Here is a 19,114-nt window from a genome sequence, read left to right as displayed (position 1 = left end):
TCGGCTCGAAAGGACAGGCGTATCACCAGCTCTTCAAGCCCCACCCCGCCCCTCAAGGCCAACGCAGGGGTCCCCAGAAAATCGCAAGATTTTCTGGGGCAGGGCGCCCTTCTTCCTCTTCGCCTAAAGCATCACGCCCCGTCGCAAAGGCCAAGCCATTATCCCCCTCTAAAAGGCAGGACTCGGAGAGGCAGACGAAGAATATTCCGTCCAAACGAGCATCAAGGAGGTAGCGATGCCCAAAGAGATTGTTACGAAAACCGGTGAAGCCTTCTGGTTCCGCGAATACACCCTTCCCCCCCTTCAAAAAGACGAGGTGCGCGTTCAGGTCACTTTTGCCGCCCCCAAACATGGAACCGAGCTAAAGGCGATCACCGGCAGCGTTTTTGACCGCAAGCGGTGGGATAAAACGCTGCGTATTTTCCTGCCAAAAGAGGAGCCTGCACTGCCCCCTACCGAACGCACCATCGGTAACATGGTGGTGGGTACGGTCATCAAGGTCGGAGCCAATGTAGAGCGTTGGAAACTCGGCGACCTCGTATTCGGATATGGCCCTGTGCGCGAAATCCATCAAGCCAAAGAAACCCACTGGCATGCCCTCGACACTCTCAGCCCAAGCGATGCCGTCTGTGTTGATCCGGCGCATGTTGCCTTTGTGGCCATTCGAGATGGCAACATCCGCGTTGGCGACGATGTGGCCATTTTCGGCCTGGGCGCCATCGGCCAAATGGCCGTTCAGATAGCCAAAGCTGCCGGGGCGAACGCGATTTTCGGCGTAGACCCACTTGCCATTCGGCGCGACTGCGCTGAGCTTTATGGCGCAACAGCCACCTTCGATCCCACCGCATGCGATGTGGGCTTGGCCATCAAACAGGCCACAAACGGTTGCGGCGTGGATGTCTCTGTTGAGACCTCCGGCAGCGCTTCGGCTCTTCACCAGGCTATTCGTTGCCTGCGTCAGTGCGGAACCGTGGTGCATGTGCCCTGGGGGCCTCAGAACGCCACCGATCTCCACCTCGATGAAGAGTTTCACCTCAATCGTCCCACCATCGTGGGCAGCCAAGCTTGGGAGGGCTGGGGCAACCCCGATCGCTCCCATCCTCTGTGGACTCCGCAACGCGCTTTTGAAGCCACGATAGAGCTTTTCCGCAAAAAGCTCCTCTCCGGCGCCGGCGTCGTAAATCCCATCCTCTCTTTTGCCGATGCCCCCGCTGCTCTGGCCGATCTCTTTCACCACCCGGAACAGACCATCAAAGTGGGCATCCGGTTTTGAGATCGGCGATTGAATGGGGAGACCAATAAGCTAAACAGCAGCTTCCTCTGACTATCCGTCTTGTTGCCACCCCTCCATTCTGCACATCAAGACCGAAGCCCTTTCCCCCCAAAGGGTTACTCTTACACCCCTTGTGAGGAACCAACCTGCATCTGTAGGGGCAGGCCTTGTGCCTGCCTAAGAATGGCCCATCTTAGAAGGATAACCACAAGGTTTACCCCTGCAGCCCCATCTCCTTCCCTCTCTCAAGGCCCCCACCCCCCCGCCCCTCCCCCACTTTGGGAGAGGGGAGATGAGCAAAAGGGGCACGGTCACCGTGCCCCTACAGGCGGTTTCCTTTGATAAGCTGTCATCTGGAAACTAGCCACAACCGCCCCCTTTCTCCCTAATAGGGGGAAAGGAAGGGATAGGGGGCGAGCAAGATAAGCTCACTTTGCTGACTTGCTCTAGAACCTTGAGGTTGGCAGTCTCCACAGCCCCACCCCCTACCTCCTCAGAACGGGTAGAAATTGAAATTCAAGATTTCTCGCCTGCGGCTCGAAATGACAGGTGTTTATCTCGTCTCCGGCTCGAAAGGACAGGCGTATCGCCGGCTCTTTAAGCCCCACCCCCTCCCCCTATGGGAGAGGGGAGATCAACAAATTAACCGGCTGTCTGCTTTGATAGGGGACGAAGGACCCCAGCGGAACCCTCTCGTCTAATCCATCGGGTCTACCACGAAGATCACATGGAAGCGATCAAGAAAGCCGTCGCGTGCGTTAAGCCTTGCCAAACGCTCCGCATCGGCCTGACTGAGCACCACGTCCGCATGGACCGGCGAGTTCGATCCGCCGATGGCCCGAAGAATGAGAGGATGTGAACCCGCTTCCGGCAGTTGGCGCGCCTGCGCGATGCTATGGGCATACACCACGATGCCATGCTCGATAACGAAGTTGGGGTCCACATTCACCGTTCCCCACACCTCTGTGCCGTCGGCAGCGTAGATTTTCGGCGACATATCTCGCTGAACACGATAGCCTCGCGCATCAATGATGACCGATGTATAGGGTGTGCTGTCTTCGTCCACTTGCGGCCGAATGTTCGGAGGCGAAACGACAGGCGGCAACGTGGCACTCGGGGCCGGCACGGCTTCTGCTCCCGAAGCCCCCCTATCCCTATGCTCAGCAGCTCCTTCACCATGAGGTATCAAAGCCGAACGAAAGGCTTCGGCCACACTCCCGTTGCCATAGAGAGGCGCTGCCATCGTCACCTCCACCATGGCATCGCGTCCCTCACGAATACGCCGCTCCGAAATGAAGCGCGGGTGATGCAGCAGCCCCTCCACCTCCGCGCGAATGGTAGCATCCCGCGCCATATACTCTTCACCGGTGGTCACGGCATCTATGTGCACGTGATGGATGGCCATCAGCAGGTTGCGCATGGCGTCAAGAATGGCATAGTCGCGCGCCTTGAGATAGGCCACGGCGTCATTGGAGGCATTATTGGGAATAGCCCCAAGGCCGATAGCGTAGATGGTGTTCTCTGTCCAGTCTATGGAGCCATGCGGCCCCACTCGCTCGATATCGTCATCGGCGCGCCGTGAGGCGGCGTAAAGACCCACCGGCACCACGAGCAGGCCGGCGAGCAAAATAGAGAGCAGACAACGTCCTTTTTTCATGAATCGACACTCCTTTCCGTAAAGAATAAGGCCCCCTTGATGCCGAAGAGGGCGCCTCTCGCGGGACCCGATAGACGAGGGCAGCCCCTTGCATAGAAACGAGTTTTAATGGAAGCCCCGGAATTTTGCCCAGGCGTAATGCAACATCTTGCGTGGCTAAGCGCGAACGAAAGATGATGTCGTAACTGTCGGCTTGACGCTGCTGCCGAAGGACATCGCAAAACCCGCGCATGCCCTCTATCGCCTCGCACAGTCGGCTCTCCTTTGGCCTCGCTAACCCGACGACACGCAGGGCCACCGGATGGCCGTCTATGCGCTCTTTGGCCCAGCGAGCCGGTATCTCCTGTGTAAACAGCGTGCGGTTTTGCTGCATCAACGCATCCACCGCATTTTGCGCGGCCTGCTCGGCGGCCAGAGCATCGCTTTGAAAACTAACCCCCTTCGCATCCGCCTGAGCAACAAACAGGGTTTCCTGGCTCCAAGGGGAGACGGCCGCAAGGGTAAGATGAGCCTGACATATGGCCACCACATCGCCTACATGATAGGGGCTTTGCGCATCGCCAAGCCGCACGGTCGGAACGAGTTGCAGTTGCCCTTGTAACACGATATCGGCTGGGGGAGTCTCCGCCAAATCGTAGCCGTCCGACCGCAGCTGCAGCACCAACTCTTGCCGAGCTATCTGGGCACAATCTGGCGCCGTGGGGCAGGCGATCCTCACCAAGAGTTGGGGGTTTCCGAGGTCGTTGTAGGCATCACGAATATCGCTAAGCGATTGAATGGCGGAAAGCCTCGCCACATCGGCCTCGATCTGCAGACAGAGTATGCGCCCGTTCGGACCGGGAGCGATCTGCTCCACATGCACCGATTCGGGCACCAAACGCCACGAGCGGATGAAGCCCGCCGTTTGATTCTCGATCTCATCGTGCAGAGTTCGATAGTTCTCCCCAAAAGTACGCGCCCGAATGAAGACCCCCGTCGCCATCTCCACCGCGTTGCGCTTGGCGTCCCAAACGGCCTCCTCTTCGGCTGCAGCTCCATCTATCCCTAAAGGCGCCATGCCGGAGGCGATCACATGCACGGTGGCAGGCTCCGGCTTTGAGGCGCTCGAGGCCGAAACCGTCGCGGGCGCTGCTTCCCCTTGAAGCCATAGGTGCATGCCGATGAAGATCGGAAGTAGGCAGAACATAGCTCCATCCTACCGATCGGCATCCACAAGGATGCAGACGTTCCAGTTCCACAGGAAATGATCGCGCCGATCTTCGGCCAAAATACGATCGGCATCGGTGCGAGAGATAATAATGTCGTCGCCCTGCACGCGAAGCGCATTCACCCGCATAGGGTGTGCCCCGGCGCGACGTGTTTCTGCCTGAGTGTGGGCATAAGAGGCCGTTCCCTCCACATCCACAAAGTCGGGGTCGGGCATGTGCTCTGGCGGAGGATAGACCAACCGCCCGTCCTCATCCAAAATGCGCAAGCTCATGTCGCGTTGTACAGGCATATTGCGTGCGTCTACCAATAGACCGGTGTATTTGGGAGACACTATATCCTCAGAAGCCCTCGAAGTGGAAGAACGCACAACGGTATTCCCCACAGGTTCCGAATCCGCATCGGAAGAAGCTCCCGGTGCCCGTGACACAACAGTCCGTACAAAAAGCCATGTGGCCGGCTCTTGCGGGCGCAAAGGCTCGGTAGGCATCCAAAGCCCTTGGGCAAGCGCAGCATCCACATACGGGCGTGCCCAGTAGGGTATCGCGCTCCCATCGGCAAGCTGATCCACCTCACGCCCCATGTCCGATATCTGGTCAGGAGGAACAAGGGCGCGCACGATGGCAACCAGCGTGCGAAGGCGCGAAACCGCCGCGTTTGGATGGGTCATTGTAAAAGACACCTTTCCAAAGCGCTGCAGATAGCGCACCAACTCCCCCTCGGTCACCACCCGATCGTCCGGGGCCTGTGCCTCCGCCTCTCCGGTGGAATCCGCATGGGCAGGGGGAGGCGCTAATAAAGCATCGCCCGGCACGGTAGATGGCGAATCGGCCACCGTGCGTAGCTGTAAGGAACGATTCTCCATGTCGGGGTCGAGCGGCAGGTCTTTCCCTGTAAGACGCAAGTGTAAAAGACGCGCCAAACGATTCACAAGCCCTAAAATATCGTCTGCAGGGCCGGCCACATTGGCGGCCCCACCGGGGCTAACACGCCCTGTGTCCACGTTGAGCAGCCGCACATTCAAAATGAGGCGATTGCCAACCTGCAGATAGCTGCCGACGATGAGGTGGTTCGCCCCAATAAGTCGCCCCACCTTTTGCACTTGCGGCTCGGTAAGCCCGGTTGCCTGTAACTTTAGCTCGGTCAACACGCGGCTTATCTCGTCGCGTTCTACCATATGGAGAATGGGGGATTGAGCCAAATCGGTGAGCAGCGTGTCGGCCAAGAAGCGGCCGAAATCCTTGTCTTTTCCAGAAAAGTCGGCTACGGCAATAATGAGTTCGGATGCATCGGCGCGTGGCAAGGGGACGGGCGTCGGGCTTGAGGGGGCAACCGTCTTGGGAGGGCTAGCCCTCGAAACCAAGCAAAGCCCACAAAGCAGCGCCAAGCCAATGCCGCAAGGGAAGAGAGGCCACCGTGGCATATTGGATTCTCCTTTCTGAAAGCGCGTTTAAAGCGTGCCTCCATTGAACTTATGGGGGTTCTGCTCTTGGCCGTCCTTGTTCTATTCTGAAACGAACGGCGGGCAAGCAAGTGACACCCTAACCAAAAGTTTTTTTACCACTTACTCCACCAGGCGCACAGCAAAGCGGTCTGGCATTCAGCAAGCGGACAGACCGGGATTGCAGCCTCTTTCTATAATTATAGCCATTTTCCAACAAAATAGAGTGTGCTTTTTTGCAAAATTCTATGCGAACGATCAGTTCTTAAGAAGGAATCGCAGGGCCGACCCCCGAATTATATGGGTGCTTTTTGAGTGTGCAGCCGTGGATGCAGAATCGCCATGCCCTAGGGAAAGGGGCTTCCGTCAACAAACGGCCAGGTTCCGGGCGTTCTGTTTTTCTGCACTATAATCCTCTCACCCGCGCCTTGGAACATGGCCCTAGAAGTAGTAAAGAAAGCGAGGTGCAGCAGGATGGCCGAGATGCCGCTTGCATCACGCACGTTGCTGGTGGTAGACGACGATCTGCAACAAACCGAACTCCTCCGGCAACTCATTGCACGGCATGGCTACCGAGTTCTTGCCGTGCGAAGCGCCCAAGAAGCGCTCGATCTTATCCGATGCTCCACGGAATCGATCGACCTCGTCATCACCGACATCACGATGCCGGACATGACAGGGATCGAGCTGGCCAGACGACTTCTGGTAGAGCGCCCTGAATTGCCCGTTATCCTCCTGAGCGGGATAGGGATAGAGGGCGAAAGCACCGACTTTGAGGGACAGGACATCGGCCTCGCGACGGAGGCCGAATCGCTGCCCCCTAACGTGATGGACAGACTGCAAAAGCCCTATAGAAGCCGTCAGCTGATCAGCCGTATCGAGCGGATTTTGGAGGAACGAAAACACGCCGATGACTAGTATCTCTTGACAGTTTATGCCTCCTTCGCGAATAATGTCTGTATGGCTAGGCGTGCAGCAAAAGCCGCTTCTGGGCAGGCAAAGGGAGGTTTGCGTGCCCACTCTACCGTGCGGCGCAGCCCGCGAGGGCGCATCAAAAACTTTCTGGCTCTCCTCTTCCTCATAGGGGAGCTTTTTGTCGCCGCACTGCTCATCATTGGGTTAGCGATCTTCTATCGTTTTTCGCGCGACCTGCCCAATGTTAACCTGCTGTCCAGCCAATCCCTTGTCCCTGCCGCCACCTCCATCTGGTCGGAAGACGGCGTGCTCCTCGGTACCCTTCAACAGATCAATCGTAAACCGGTTCCCCTTAATGAGGTCTCGCCCTTTCTAAAAGAGGCCACAGTCGCCATCGAAGACCATCGTTTCTATCATCACTTTGGCATAGATATCGAGGGCATCCTGCGTGCCGCCTATATTGACCTCACCGGCGGCAACCCCACCCGCGAGGGCGCCAGCACGCTAACCCAACAGCTCGTCCGCAATGTCGGCATTTTCGGCCTTAGCCACCAAAAAAGCTACGCGCGCAAAATTCGCGAAGCCCTCATCGCCATGCGCGTCGAACAGCTCTATAGCAAAGATGAGATTCTCGATCTTTACCTAAATAACGTCTACTATGGAGCCGGCGCTTATGGAGTCGAAGCCGCCGCACGCACCTATTTCGGCAAGTCCGCAGCCGACCTCGATCTCTCCCAAGCCGCTCTACTCGCCGGGCTTCCTCAATTGCCCTCCGCCTACTCTCCCTTCGCACATCCCGATCGCGCCATCGAACGCAGAGATGAGGTGCTAGACGCCATGCTCCGCTACGGCTACATCACCCGCGCCCAATATGAAGCCGCAAAATCGGAGCAGCTCCATTTCGCCACCCCACCTCGCACACGCAAAGGATATAACTTCAAAGCGCCCTATTTTGTCTGGTATATCCTCAACGACCTTATTCGTCGCTATGGCCTCGATTTTGTGGAATCGGGTCTTAAAATTCAAACCACCCTCAACTGGAAGATACAACAGGCTGCAGAAAAGGCGTTGGAGCAAGGCCTGGAACGAGCCAGCTATACCGGTGCAAATCAAGGATGCCTTGTGTGCCTCGATAATAGCAACGGTGCCATTCGCGCCATGGTAGGAGGCCGCAGTTTTCTGGCCAGTCAGTTTAACATTGTAACCCAAGGGCTGCGCCAGCCCGGCTCTACCTTCAAACTGTTCGACTATGCCGCCGCCTTCGATACCGGCAAAGCGGACCTTAACACCACTTTTCGCGATGAACCCATCGTCTACCCCAACAGCCATAAACTCGTTCACGATTTTGAAAACTACACCGGCCGCAGTATGACCTGTAAGGAGGCCATCGCCCGCTCGGTAAACACCATTGCCGTGCAGGTTGCGGAGCTAGTAGGCATCAAAACGGTTATCGCCTATGCGCATCGTATGGGCATCACCACCCCTATCGCCCCCTACTATCCCTCCGCCATCGGTGCCTCTGCCGTTCATCCTCTCGATCTCTGCGTGGCCTACTCGGTCGTCGCTAACAACGGCATCCTGCGCAAACCCATGGGGCTGCTGCGTGTCACCGATGCAGAGGGCAACATCGTGGAGGAGCATTTCCCCCAAGAGCAAGACGGCCTCTTGCGAAAATCTACCGTTGATCAGCTCAATGAAGCCTTTGAGGCCGTAGTCACTGAGGGAACAGGGGTAGCCGCCCGTGGCGATGAGAGCAACGGCATTGTGCCCAATGCCCATGGAAAAACGGGCACCACCTCCGATTTCCGCGATGCCTGGTTCGCCGGCTACACACCGGAGCTAACAACCGTCATCTGGTGCGGTAGGGTGCATCATGGACGCTATCTGCCTATGAGCAACGGCCAAGGCGGCGTTGTATGCGCCCCTATCTGGCATGACTTCATGATCAAGGCGGTACCCATCGAACAGAAGTATCTCGCGGCTCTCAACCCCGCTCCCCCCACCCCACAACCCAAGCCCGCGACACCCAAACCGGCCGCACAAACCCAACCCGCTAAGCCTGTGCAATCCTCTACTCCACCCAACAGTGCAACATCGTCGGCCCCTCCTACTACCGCAGCCCCAACACCTTCTGCGCCCTCTGCTCCTAACCTTACCAATCCACAACCGAACGGTGCCTCCCAGAACAGTCCGGATAACCTATTGCCTCCTCCGGCTCCCAATACTCCCTCTAACACCTCGTTCAATCCACCACCGCCAGCTCAAAACACCACCACACTTCCGTCACCTGCCTCCTCACCAACTGCACCACACCTCGCACCCAACCATACGGCGCCCCCTCCGGCTCCGACGAAACGGAAGTCAGACCCCATGGTAACCGTCACCATCTGTGTCGACTCGCATGAAAAGGCCACCATCTGGTGCCCGGCCACCATCACCGTACGGATGCCGGCCTCCCAAGCCCGTAAACTCAAAACCTGCACCCTTCACAAACCGCCTCCCGGCGCCGGATAAATTCTCAAGCCCTACGACACTCTCTCGATTGCCTGTGATAAGCTTCGCTTTGGAGAATAACCACAGCAGCCCCCTTTCTTCTCAAGCCCCTCACCCTATCAGGGGGAGGGAAGACCAGTAAGCCAACCATCGCTTTCCTCTGATAATCTTCCCTTCGGAAACTAACCACAACCGCCCCCTTTCTTCAATATGTAATATGTAAGACACAATAAACACCTCAGCGGCCAGAACCGTTTCCTTCAAAGCCCATCTCTCTGGCCGCTGCGTTGCTGTCTGCAAGACGAAAGGACGGGATAGGGGGCGAGCATGATAAGCTCACTTCGCTAACTGGCTCTAGAACCGGGTAATTGGCAGTCCCACTCCCTTCCGCTCGGAACCGATGGGAAATGGAAACTTAAGATTTCTCGCCTTCGGCTCGAAATGACAGTGGTGTGACCGGCTCGAAATGACAGCGGTTCATCTGGATTACGATTCGAAAGGACGGTCGTATCGCCAGTTCTTCAAGCCCCCACCCCCATCCCCTCCCCCTACAGGGGGAGGGGGAGACCACCTCAGCGGCCTATAACACCTCCTTACCCCCTATCTCTCTGGCCGCTGCGTTGCTGTCTGCAAGACGAAAGGAGGGGATAGGGGGCGAACAAGATGGACTTGCTCCACGAATTGGTTCTAGAGCTGGAAAATTGGCAGCTTCAACAAGCAGAGACCTGCGTAAGGCACAAACAACAGGTATCCCACCCATTATAAGCTTGTGGTCATCACCAAAGCAAAAAATTTTCCACGCTTGGCAGGATTCGATAGAGGAAAAAGAGAATAGAGACGCGATTTTTTCACAACAAGGAGCTGCTCAACATGCTGGCCCGAGTGCTCTCTAGCACCATACTCGGCATTGATGCCCACGAAATCTATGTGGAAGTGGATGTTAGCCCCGGAATGCCCTCAACCACCATCGTCGGTCTGCCCGATACCGCCGTCAATGAGAGCAAAGAACGGGTGCGCACCGCGCTGAAAAACTCCGGCTTTCAATTTCCCTACGATAAACGTGTTACCATCAACCTCGCCCCCGCCGACATCCGCAAAACCGGCCCCAGCTTTGACCTGCCTATCGCCGTTGGGCTTCTCGTGGCCACAGGGCAGCTTCCGGCAGACCATATCGAAGGTGCTCAAATTGTAGGAGAGCTTTCTCTCGACGGCAACGTGCGCCCCGTAAGCGGCGTACTTCCCGCAGCCATCGGGGCGAGAGCACATGGCCGCAGGCGCTTCTATGTGCCCAAAGAGAACGCCCGTGAGGCCGCCGTCGTGGCCGATATCGCCGTCTATCCCATCGCCAACCTTCATGAAATGGCCCTTGCCCTCGCCATGCCCGAACGGGTCGCCCCTATGCCCTACGATCCCACGCTTCTCCATCCCGATACCCCGCAGTTCATCCACGATTTCGCCGATGTAAAAGGCCACGGGCACGTAAAACGCGCTCTGGAAGTCGCCGCCGCCGGCGGTCACAACGTTTTACTCATCGGCCCTCCCGGCAGCGGTAAAACCATGATGGCGCGTCGCCTTCCCTCCATCCTGCCCCCGCTCTCCGTAGATGAGGCCCTCGAAGTTACCAAACTCTACTCCGTAGCCGGCCTCCTCACCGCCGAGATGGCGCTCATCAACACACGCCCCTTTCGTTCGCCTCACCACACGGTCTCAACCGCGGCCCTTGTGGGGGGTGGCACCATTCCCCGCCCAGGCGAAGTAAGTCTCGCACACCACGGGGTTCTCTTCCTCGACGAGCTGCCGGAGTTTGCGCGAGATGCCCTGGAGGTGCTGCGTCAACCTCTCGAAGATGGCGTCGTGCAAATATCCCGTGTCAACGCCTCCTACGCTTATCCCGCCGATTTCACCCTCGTTGCCGCCATGAACCCCTGCCCCTGCGGCTATTTCGGCGACATCTTTCGCCAATGCACCTGCCAACCTAGCAGCGTGCAAAAGTACCTTAAAAGGGTCTCCGGCCCCCTGCTCGACCGCATTGACCTCCATGTGGAGGTGCCCCGCCTCTCCGAAGAGGAGTTGCTTACCGCCCACACCGGAGAAAGCTCCGAAGTCATTCGCGAGCGCGTTTGCCGTGCACGCCAAATCCAGTCCCAACGTTTCGCCCAACCCCTGCCGAATAACCCGAAAACCTCCCGAGAGGAGGGGCTGGCGCCCTCCGAAGCCCCTACCAGACGCATCTACTGCAACGCCCAAATGGGCCCTCGTGAACTGCGCGCCTACTGCCCCCTTCGCCCTGAGGTAAAAACGCTGCTCCGTGCCGCCATTCAACAGCTCGGCCTCTCCGCCCGTGCCTACGATCGCCTCCTCAAAGTGGCGCGAACCATCGCCGATCTCTGCGGCTCCGACGATGTGCAGACCGCTCATGTGGCCGAAGCCATCCAGTATCGCAGCCTCGACCGCAAATTCTGGAGCGGCTAGCCTATTCCGTAACGAGAACCAAAACGGCATTCTCAAAATCTCAAAATACGACGGCTTAGTAACTGCGCTTTTCAAAAAAGCGTATGAAAAGGAGAACGGATGCGTCTTGACAGCATCCTTTTGCAAAAGTAAAATATCTCTATATCCCAAGAAAAGGCCATGAAAAAAACCAAAAACGCAAAAACGAGATGCTGTAAACATACCGACCTGCCCCTCGAACGCGCTCTTATTCGCGTGGTAAGAGCTACCATGTTCGTCCAACCGCCCCTGCCGGAAATGGATGCCTTACCCATGGCCCAAATGCGCCTGCTCTGGATGGTCTATCATATGCCGCAAGCGACCATGAAAGAGTTCAGCGAAAAACTGGAGGTCTCCCAATCCACCGTTACCCAGCTCGCCGATCGCCTGATCCGACGTGGCCTTATTGTGCGCTTCCACGATAGCAAAGACCGACGCCTCGTGCGCCTCTCTCTTAGCGAACAAGGGCACCGACTCCTCGAAGAATCGATGGAGCAAATGCATGCTACGCTCCAAGCGATATGGAATCGGCTAGGGGAAGAGGAGCGCCCTAAGGTGATCGAGGGTCTCGAGATTCTAGGCCGAGTGGCAGAACAGTTCCGCGTAGAGCAGGGAAGAGCCCCCCTCACATGGCGCGAGGAGAGCCTCTCCAAAATCCCCGAAACCTCCGAACCGATCCCACAACCCATGGTAGACCTCATGGCGCGGCGCATTCGAGGGAATGTTAGGGAATCCTAAAAATTAGTGAATACTTTTGACCCGCTCGGTCGTCCATATAACGATACCGCTCCCGTTTTTTCAAAAATCTATGCCCGACGGAAAGGAATAGGATACCGCTATGTACTCTTCCATCTGCCGCTATACGCTGCTACCGGCTCTCTTCGTCTCCTCGCTTAGCCTGGCAACATGCGTGGCTGCAGGTCAAACCAACGCTACCAATAATGCCCAATCTATTCAAACACCGGCAGAAAAACGCTACGGAGTGCCCCCAAACCCTACCGTAGGAGCCCAACCCAGTCTCGATCTCTCTCAACCGCTTACTCTCGATAGAGCCATTCAAATCGCCCTCCAGCGCCAAAATGCCATCGCCATCGCCGCCGCCCAACGCGACTCAAGCCGCGCCCAAGTGGTGGCCGCACGCTCCTCTTACTTCCCACAAATCACACCTAGCTTTCAATACCAAACCAATCTTACCCCCATTGAAAGCAGCGCCTTCGGAACAGGAGGCCCCACAAGCCGTTCCTTCTCGAGCGAAACACGTACAGAGGCCATTGTTGCTAAACAACTGATATGGGATGGGGGAATTCGTGAGGCCACCGTTCAACAGGCCCGCAATACCCTCTTCGCCGATGAATATAACCTCGGCAATACCCGCCAAGACGTTATTCTCACCGTTACCCAAAGCTACTATGCCCTCCTGCGCGATCGCGCCCTCGTGAAGGTGCAACAGACCAATGTGCAGCTTGCCCAAACGACCCTCGAATCTATCCAGGAGCAAGTGCGCGTGGGCAACGCCGCCCCGGCCGATACTCTGCAAGCTCAGTCCAACCTCGCCAATGCGCGCGTCGCCCTCCTCCAAGCACAAGCCGTCGTCTACGACGACGAGGCCCAACTGAAAAATGCGATGGGGGTGATCAGCTCACAACCGCTTGTGCTGGCAGATCAGTCCCTTCCCCAACCCGATCCCACCCCCGACCCCCACTCTGTGGACTACTATACGCAACTCGCCTACCAAAACCGCCTCGACATTAAACAACAGCAGGCCGCCATAGATGCCCAAACCGATCTTCTGCGCATCGCACGCCTCCAGGCGGGCATCAATGTCAACGCCTCTGTGTCCGAAGGCTATCAATTGGACCCCGTTTCGGGTGAAGAGCGCGTCTTTTCCGTCTCCCTCTCCTACCCTCTCTTCGATGCCGGGCTTTCCCGCGCAAAAGTGCGCGAAAACGAGGCGCTGCTTACCCAACTGGAACGTCAGCTCGACCAGATCGAGCAGAATATACGCCTTAACATCGAACAGGACTACCGTAACCGTGAGGTGGCTCGGCAACAGGTGGTCGCCGCCAACGCCGCCGTGCAGGCCGGCCAAACCAACTACGATGCCGCCCTCGCCAAACAACAGAACGGGCTTATCAACGTGCTCGATGTGATCAACGCCCAACTACAGCTCGTTACCGCCCAACAACAACAGGTAAACGCACTCTACAGCTACTACATCGCCAACGCACGGCTGTTGCGCGACATCGGCATGAACGACCCCGAATGGCACCCAAACGTTCCCAATGCCGTGCAAAAACAGTTCTCCGCCAGCGCAACACCGTCGGAGGCCACCGATACGCAGCAAGCAGCCTCGCTTCTACGCGATCCCCTGCTTGACGCACGGAGACCCTAAAAATTGAAGAAGAACAGATATGCCACTCTGCTCGTTCCTTTGCTCTTCCTTACGGGGTGTAACCTCCTCGGTTTGGGAGAGAAAGGAGGCCAAGTTCACTACCGTGTCGCTGCCGTAACCCAAGACATGGTGCGTAAAACCGTCTCTGCCACCGGCGTGCTCACCCCGTGGACAACCGTGGACATTAAAAGTCGCGCCGGTGGCCGTATCATCAGCCTGCCTGTTGACGACGGCACCGTCGTTAAAAAAGGGCAGGTCGTCGCCCTCATTGACCCCTCCGACACCCTGCTAACCTACTACTCCGCCAAAGCCGATATAGATGCCAATCGCGCCCGCGTGGTAGAGAGCCAAAAAGACCTTCAGCTCCAACTTAAAGAGGGGCAGATCGGCATTGATACCGCCAAGGCCAACTTAAAAGCCGCTCAGGCGCAAGCTGCAGCGGCCCAGGCCAACTACCAATCGGCCCAAACCGATGCCGATAACGCCAAAGCGCTTTCCGATGCCAACATCGCCAGCGCCCGCGCCACCCTTGCCGCTCAACAGGCCAAGCTCGACCAAATGAAGAACGCTACCATCCCCCAAGAGCGCGCCCAAGCTCAGGCCGACCTGCAACAGGCCAAAGCCAACCTCATCAACGCCGACGCACAGTTGACACGCCAAAAAGCCCTCCTCGCAAAAGGCTTCGTCGCGCAATCGGAGGTAGACCAAGCCCAAGCCGCGCGCGATGTGGCCGCTGCCACCGTACTTCAAGCGCAGGCCAAAGTGGATACCCTCGATAAAGAGCTAGACCAGGACTTGAAGGCGCAAGAGGCTCAGGTGGCTCAGGCCAAAGCGGCCCTCGATACCGCCCTCGCCCAAGCCTCCCAAGTGCAAACCAAGCGCCTAGCCGCTCTTGCCGCCAAAGCCAACGCCCAACAGGCCCTCGCCGCCGTGAAACAGGCCCAGGTGAAACTGCAAGACGCTCAGGCGCAACTGATCAACAACGTTATCCGCGCCAAGCAGATCGAAGAGGCGCAAGCCGCCGTCATCAAGTCCAACGCAGCTTATGCCGATGCCAAAGTGCAATTGAACGACACCCGCATTACCGCCCCCATGGATGGGGTGATCCTCCAAAAGTACGTCGAACAAGGGACTTTTATCACCTCCGGCATGTCGTTCAACTCCTCCGGCACCAGCATCGTGCAGCTCGGCGACATCTCCCGCATGTACGTGGATACCAGTGTAGATGAGACGGACGTGGCCAATATCCAAATGGGGCAAAAAGTGGAGGTTACCTTCGATGCCTATCCCTCCATTCCCTTCGACGGCAAGGTTATCCGCATCGAGCCGCAAGAGGTGGTCAATCAAAATGTAACCACCCTGCATGTCCGCGTTGAGGTAGATAATAGCAACGTGGCTTATCGGCTGCTACGCCCGGGAATGAACGCCACCTGCGAGTTCATCGTAGATGAAAAAGATGATGTGACCTGCATCCCCAACGAGGCGTTGCAGACGGCCAACGATGGAAGCTACTATGTTCTGGTAGCGACCGGAGGGCACCAAGCGCCGCCCGATCCCGGCGGTTCGCCCGATCCATCCGTTTTGGAAGGCTGCCATATCGAACGCAGGCCCGTGCAGATTGGCCTGCAAGGCGACGACACCACCGAGATCACCCAAGGGCTAAAGCCTGGCGAAAAAGTGGTAACACAAACCATTCAGCCTGTCAACAGCGCTACGGCCTCGACGAGCGGGGGGTTTGGCGGCGGGCCAGGCCCCGGACGCCGATAGAGCTGCCGAGAAGGGAGAAAAACCATGAAAGCCGCCTTTATCGCTGCGATACGTGGGGTCGCCACCAACAAACTGCGCTCCCTGCTCACCATGCTTGGCGTTATCTTTGGGGTGGCTGCCGTTATCGTGGCCGTAGCTCTCGGCCAAGGTTCTCGCGATGCCGCCCTACGCCGCTTTCAACGTCTCGGCACCACCACCCTCACTGTGCTTCCCGGCCGCCAAAGTCGCAACGGCGTCTCCTTCGCTTTCGGATCGGCCTCTACCCTCAAAATTGACGACGTGCCCTTCATCCTCCGCGGTTGCCCGGACGTAGTGGCCGTATCTCCCGAACAACAGAAGTTTGAGCAGGTGAAATACGGCGACCAAAATACCAACACCACTATCTTTGGCTGCGGACCCGATTTCATGCAGATTCGCCGATTCGACCTCGCGGCCGGCCGCTTCTTCACCCGCTCCGAAGATGCCTCCCGACGCCCCGTCTGTGTGCTGGGTTGGACGGTCTACACCACGCTTTTCCTGAACAACGCCCCCGCAGTCGGCAGGAATATCTACATCAACGGGCAAAACTTTAAGGTTTTAGGCGTGTTTGCCGAGCGAGGAGGGGGAGGGTTCGTGAACGAGGATGACCGCGTTTACGTGCCCATTCGTACCGGCTTGCAACGCCTCTTCGGAGGAGAAAACCAACTTTCCAGCATGTCGGTGGAGGGACGCAGCGAGGAGGTGATGCAGCGCGCCCAAGATGAGATCACCGAGGTGCTGCGCAAACACCATAACATCCCCGACTCTAAACCGAACGACTTTATTATTTTTAACGCCGGCGTCGCCGCCCAAAATAGCCGCGATCAGGCCGAAGATTTTCAGCAACTCATTAGCTATCTGGCCGCCGTGGCGCTCATCGTAGGTGGCATCGGCATCATGAACATCATGTTGGTCTCCGTCACCGAGCGCACCCGTGAGATCGGTGTGCGCAAAGCCATCGGTGCCAAACGGCGCAACATCCTCTTGCAGTTTCTTCTCGAAGCCGTCTTTATCTCGCTTACAGGAGGCATTATTGGGGTGGTACTAGGGGTGCTGTTCACCCTCTATGCTCTTCCCTATCTCAAACCACAATGGGAAACGGCACTCACCGTTCCCCCGCTTTTTGTGGCCTTCGGCTTCTCCTTCCTGGTAGGTATCTTCTTTGGTTTCTATCCCGCCATGAAGGCCTCGAAGCTAAACCCAATAGACGCCCTTCGCTACGAGTAGTACCCCAAAACCTAATCTATAAGGAGATGGTTATGCATACAAAACAACTGATCGGTCTCGCGGCGGCGCTGCTCGCGCTCACGCTCTATGGCTCCGCCGCAAAGGCTCAAGGCCCCGGCGGCCAAGGCGGCCCTCCACCGGAAATCATGGCCAAAATACGAAAATGGCAGAGCTGGCAAAAGCAGCACAAAAATGCAACCCAGCTTGGTCAAGAGCTTTACCAGCTCGAAATGCTGAACCAACAGCCCGGCTATGCGCTGAACAAGCAGCAGTCGGCCAAGCTTGTGGCCATTTTGAAAGCTTGGCGCCATAAACCCACCATGTCGGAGGAGCAGGCGCATAACGTGTTGAAGCAGATCGGAAGCCTCCTCACGGTACGCCAAATCCAAAAGATGACGACGCTCACCCCCCCTTGGCAGCGACGCCCGGGCGGACCGGGAGGCGGCCCCGGTGGCCCTCCGCCGGGAGGACGACCTGGAGGCCCACCTCCTGGCGGACGCTTCAACTTCCCCGATCCGCCTTCAGGGGGCTTTAATCCGCTGAACCCCGACACTCTGCCCTTCCCGCCTATGCGCGATAGGGCCAAGCAGGGGCTTGATTCGTTCATCGCCACCCTGCAAACTCAGGCAAAACGCTGAAAGGTAGTTGACCCCATGTCCGATGTGATCATCGAGGTCACAAACGTTCATAAAGTCTATCGGATGGGCAAGACGGAGGTGCACGCCCTACGCGGTGTCTCCGTCTCCATCCGAAGGGGCGAGTTCGTGGCCATCATGGGGCCTTCAGGCTCCGGCAAGTCCACCTTTATGAACATCGTGGGCTGCCTGGATACACCCACCCGAGGCTCCTATAAGCTCGATGGCATTGAGGTTGCCAAACTTAACGATAACCAACTCGCCGAAATTCGTAACCGAAAGATCGGCTTTGTGTTCCAAACCTTCAATCTGTTGGCGCGCACCACCGCCCTGGAGAATGTGGAGCTGCCGATGCTCTATAGCAACACGCGCAATCGCCGCCAAATGGCCATTCGCGCCTTGGAGATCGTGGGGCTGGGCGAACGCCTTCACCACAAACCCAACGAGCTATCCGGCGGTCAACAACAGCGCGTTGCCATCGCGCGTGCTCTGGTTAACGACCCACCCATTCTGTTCGGAGATGAGCCTACCGGCAACCTCGACTCTCGCACGAGCGAGGAGATCATGGCCATCTTCCAGCGCCTGCATCGGGAAGGCAAAACGGTGGTGCTTGTAACCCACGAACCCGATATCGCCGAACATGCCGAGCGCATCATTCGGTTTCGCGATGGGAAGGTGGTGGCAGATGAACCGGTTCTCAATCGCCGCATCGCCGAGGTGGAACTAGAAAAGCTTGGCGGGCCGCTTGAGGAAGAGGAGGACGCCGAACTGCTTTCCGAGGCCACCTAAGAACTGGTGCCTAGCTCGCTTTGGCGATAAGGCTCAGCTGCTTGGGCGTAAGCAGCCAAAGCAGAAGGCCGCCGTGCGGCTGCACGTCAAACACCTCCACACAGGCGAGTCCAGCTTTTTTCATCTTTACGTTGCCGCCACAAAGCCAACCGATGTTGCCGCTAAGCGTGGGTTCATGCCCTACAAACAGAAGTCCCTCTTGAGGAGATCGTTCCTGCACAAGGGTCTGCAGCGTTGGGGGGTCGAACAGGCCGGGTTGTAGGCGCGCTTCTATCACAAAGCGCTCTTTCGGCAAACGGAGAGCCTCCGCCAAAATCTCGGCGGTTTCTAATGCACGCGCGTACGGGCTTGTCAGCAGGGCATCGAAAGAGAGGTCGAGTGCCTTGATTCCCAAGGCGACGCGTTTCATCTCCGCCACCCCCTCCGAGGTGAGATGACGCTCGGCATCCTTCAGGTTAGGACGGGGGTATTCTGCAAGGCCATGACGAAGGAAATAGAGCCGCATCGGTCACCTCGGAGAGGAGAAGAGACTACTCTTCTCGCAGAGGATTGGGGATATTTTGGAGGCGATCGAGCTTACGCCGAAACTCACGCACCTCGTCTAAAGTGATGGCTCCCATGCGTGCAAAGCGCGTTTTTTCGGCCTCACTAAGCTCTACCGAGATGTCGTTTAGCAGATCGGCCTCCCACTCCTCTTGTCGGATGAAGTGTTCTCCCAAACGTTTGCAGCGCGAGCAGCGATAGCGGATATAGACATAGGTGGGACCGAACTGTCGCATCAAGTAGCCTTGTCGCACCACATCTCGCTGAT

General features: G+C 57.4%; 15 protein-coding genes. 10 read left to right on the top strand and 5 right to left on the bottom strand.

What is annotated here, in order from left to right; genetic code table 11:
• The first annotated feature begins 235 nt into the window (after positions 1 to 235).
• Positions 236 to 1,273, top strand: a complete 1,038-nt coding sequence (locus VKV18_RS04000; protein ID WP_324202937.1) for a zinc-binding alcohol dehydrogenase — start codon at positions 236 to 238, stop codon at positions 1,271 to 1,273.
• Between the two features lie 697 nt (positions 1,274 to 1,970).
• Here VKV18_RS04000 and VKV18_RS03995 read toward each other — a convergent pair.
• The 3 genes from VKV18_RS03995 to VKV18_RS03985 are packed head-to-tail and all read right to left on the bottom strand — an operon-like array spanning position 1,971 to position 5,559.
• Positions 1,971 to 2,930, bottom strand: coding sequence for a hypothetical protein (locus VKV18_RS03995; RefSeq protein WP_324202936.1), 960 nt, complete (start codon positions 2,928 to 2,930; stop codon positions 1,971 to 1,973).
• Positions 2,839 to 4,116, bottom strand: coding sequence for a hypothetical protein (locus tag VKV18_RS03990; RefSeq protein WP_324202935.1), 1,278 nt, complete (start codon positions 4,114 to 4,116; stop codon positions 2,839 to 2,841). Before VKV18_RS03990 ends, VKV18_RS03995 begins: the two co-directional genes overlap by 92 nt.
• A 9-nt stretch (positions 4,117 to 4,125) precedes the next feature.
• Positions 4,126 to 5,559, bottom strand: coding sequence for a CsgG/HfaB family protein (locus tag VKV18_RS03985; RefSeq protein ID WP_324202934.1), 1,434 nt, complete (start codon positions 5,557 to 5,559; stop codon positions 4,126 to 4,128).
• Positions 5,560 to 6,051: 492 nt separating this feature from the next.
• Here VKV18_RS03985 and VKV18_RS03980 point away from each other — a divergent pair, with 492 nt between their 5' ends.
• The 9 genes from VKV18_RS03980 to VKV18_RS03940 all read left to right on the top strand — a co-directional run bounded on the left by VKV18_RS03980 (position 6,052) and on the right by VKV18_RS03940 (position 18,303).
• Entirely contained in the window at positions 6,052 to 6,495 is a 444-nt protein-coding gene (locus VKV18_RS03980; protein WP_324202933.1) for a response regulator, read from the top strand.
• 42 nt (positions 6,496 to 6,537) lie between these two features.
• On the top strand, positions 6,538 to 9,006 hold the full coding sequence (locus VKV18_RS03975; protein ID WP_324202932.1) for a PBP1A family penicillin-binding protein: 2,469 nt from the start codon (positions 6,538 to 6,540) through the stop codon (positions 9,004 to 9,006).
• 849 nt (positions 9,007 to 9,855) lie between these two features.
• Positions 9,856 to 11,457, top strand: a complete 1,602-nt coding sequence (locus tag VKV18_RS03970) for a YifB family Mg chelatase-like AAA ATPase (RefSeq protein WP_324202931.1) — start codon at positions 9,856 to 9,858, stop codon at positions 11,455 to 11,457.
• A 159-nt stretch (positions 11,458 to 11,616) separates the two neighbouring features.
• A complete protein-coding gene (locus VKV18_RS03965; RefSeq protein ID WP_324202930.1) occupies positions 11,617 to 12,213 on the top strand; it encodes a MarR family transcriptional regulator in 597 nt (198 codons plus the stop codon).
• A 100-nt stretch (positions 12,214 to 12,313) separates the two neighbouring features.
• Positions 12,314 to 13,867, top strand: coding sequence for a TolC family protein (locus VKV18_RS03960; RefSeq protein WP_324202929.1), 1,554 nt, complete (start codon positions 12,314 to 12,316; stop codon positions 13,865 to 13,867).
• Positions 13,868 to 13,870: 3 nt separating this feature from the next.
• The gene (locus VKV18_RS03955; RefSeq protein WP_324202928.1) at positions 13,871 to 15,634 is read left to right on the top strand and encodes an efflux RND transporter periplasmic adaptor subunit; all 1,764 of its coding nucleotides are present in this window, start codon (positions 13,871 to 13,873) and stop codon (positions 15,632 to 15,634) included.
• Positions 15,635 to 15,658: 24 nt separating this feature from the next.
• Positions 15,659 to 16,879, top strand: a complete 1,221-nt coding sequence (locus tag VKV18_RS03950; protein WP_324202927.1) for an ABC transporter permease — start codon at positions 15,659 to 15,661, stop codon at positions 16,877 to 16,879.
• 32 nt (positions 16,880 to 16,911) lie between these two features.
• The gene (locus tag VKV18_RS03945) at positions 16,912 to 17,517 is read left to right on the top strand and encodes a hypothetical protein (RefSeq protein WP_324202926.1); all 606 of its coding nucleotides are present in this window, start codon (positions 16,912 to 16,914) and stop codon (positions 17,515 to 17,517) included.
• A gap of 15 nt (positions 17,518 to 17,532) precedes the next feature.
• Complete coding sequence (locus VKV18_RS03940) at positions 17,533 to 18,303, top strand: ABC transporter ATP-binding protein (protein ID WP_324202925.1); 771 nt, start codon at positions 17,533 to 17,535, stop codon at positions 18,301 to 18,303.
• Positions 18,304 to 18,313: 10 nt separating this feature from the next.
• On the opposite strand, the gene sixA is transcribed toward VKV18_RS03940, so the two are convergent.
• Positions 18,314 to 18,808 (bottom strand): phosphohistidine phosphatase SixA, encoded by a 495-nt coding sequence (sixA, locus tag VKV18_RS03935; protein ID WP_324202924.1) that lies wholly within the window; start codon positions 18,806 to 18,808, stop codon positions 18,314 to 18,316.
• 25 nt (positions 18,809 to 18,833) lie between these two features.
• The coding region (locus VKV18_RS03930; RefSeq protein WP_324202923.1) for a hypothetical protein at positions 18,834 to 19,114 on the bottom strand (281 nt) is incomplete at its 5' end.

This window comes from Chthonomonas sp., from assembly GCF_035294505.1.
Taxonomy (GTDB): domain Bacteria; phylum Armatimonadota; class Chthonomonadetes; order Chthonomonadales; family Chthonomonadaceae; genus Chthonomonas.
The sequence above is the reverse complement of the archived record's forward strand: the minus strand, read 5'-3'. Positions and strand labels throughout refer to the sequence as shown.

Excerpts from the sequence above, each read along its gene's own strand:
- VKV18_RS04000 (WP_324202937.1), top strand. The coding sequence starts at position 236 with ATGCCCAAAGAGATTGTTACGAAAACCGGTGAAGCCTTCTGGTTCCGC.
- VKV18_RS03995 (WP_324202936.1), bottom strand. The coding sequence starts at position 2,930 with ATGAAAAAAGGACGTTGTCTGCTCTCTATTTTGCTCGCCGGCCTGCTC.
- VKV18_RS03990 (WP_324202935.1), bottom strand. The coding sequence starts at position 4,116 with ATGTTCTGCCTACTTCCGATCTTCATCGGCATGCACCTATGGCTTCAA.
- VKV18_RS03985 (WP_324202934.1), bottom strand. The coding sequence starts at position 5,559 with ATGCCACGGTGGCCTCTCTTCCCTTGCGGCATTGGCTTGGCGCTGCTT.
- VKV18_RS03980 (WP_324202933.1), top strand. The coding sequence starts at position 6,052 with ATGGCCGAGATGCCGCTTGCATCACGCACGTTGCTGGTGGTAGACGAC.
- VKV18_RS03975 (WP_324202932.1), top strand. The coding sequence starts at position 6,538 with ATGGCTAGGCGTGCAGCAAAAGCCGCTTCTGGGCAGGCAAAGGGAGGT.
- VKV18_RS03970 (WP_324202931.1), top strand. The coding sequence starts at position 9,856 with ATGCTGGCCCGAGTGCTCTCTAGCACCATACTCGGCATTGATGCCCAC.
- VKV18_RS03965 (WP_324202930.1), top strand. The coding sequence starts at position 11,617 with ATGAAAAAAACCAAAAACGCAAAAACGAGATGCTGTAAACATACCGAC.
- VKV18_RS03960 (WP_324202929.1), top strand. The coding sequence starts at position 12,314 with ATGTACTCTTCCATCTGCCGCTATACGCTGCTACCGGCTCTCTTCGTC.
- VKV18_RS03950 (WP_324202927.1), top strand. The coding sequence starts at position 15,659 with ATGAAAGCCGCCTTTATCGCTGCGATACGTGGGGTCGCCACCAACAAA.
- VKV18_RS03945 (WP_324202926.1), top strand. The coding sequence starts at position 16,912 with ATGCATACAAAACAACTGATCGGTCTCGCGGCGGCGCTGCTCGCGCTC.
- VKV18_RS03940 (WP_324202925.1), top strand. The coding sequence starts at position 17,533 with ATGTCCGATGTGATCATCGAGGTCACAAACGTTCATAAAGTCTATCGG.
- sixA (WP_324202924.1), bottom strand. The coding sequence starts at position 18,808 with ATGCGGCTCTATTTCCTTCGTCATGGCCTTGCAGAATACCCCCGTCCT.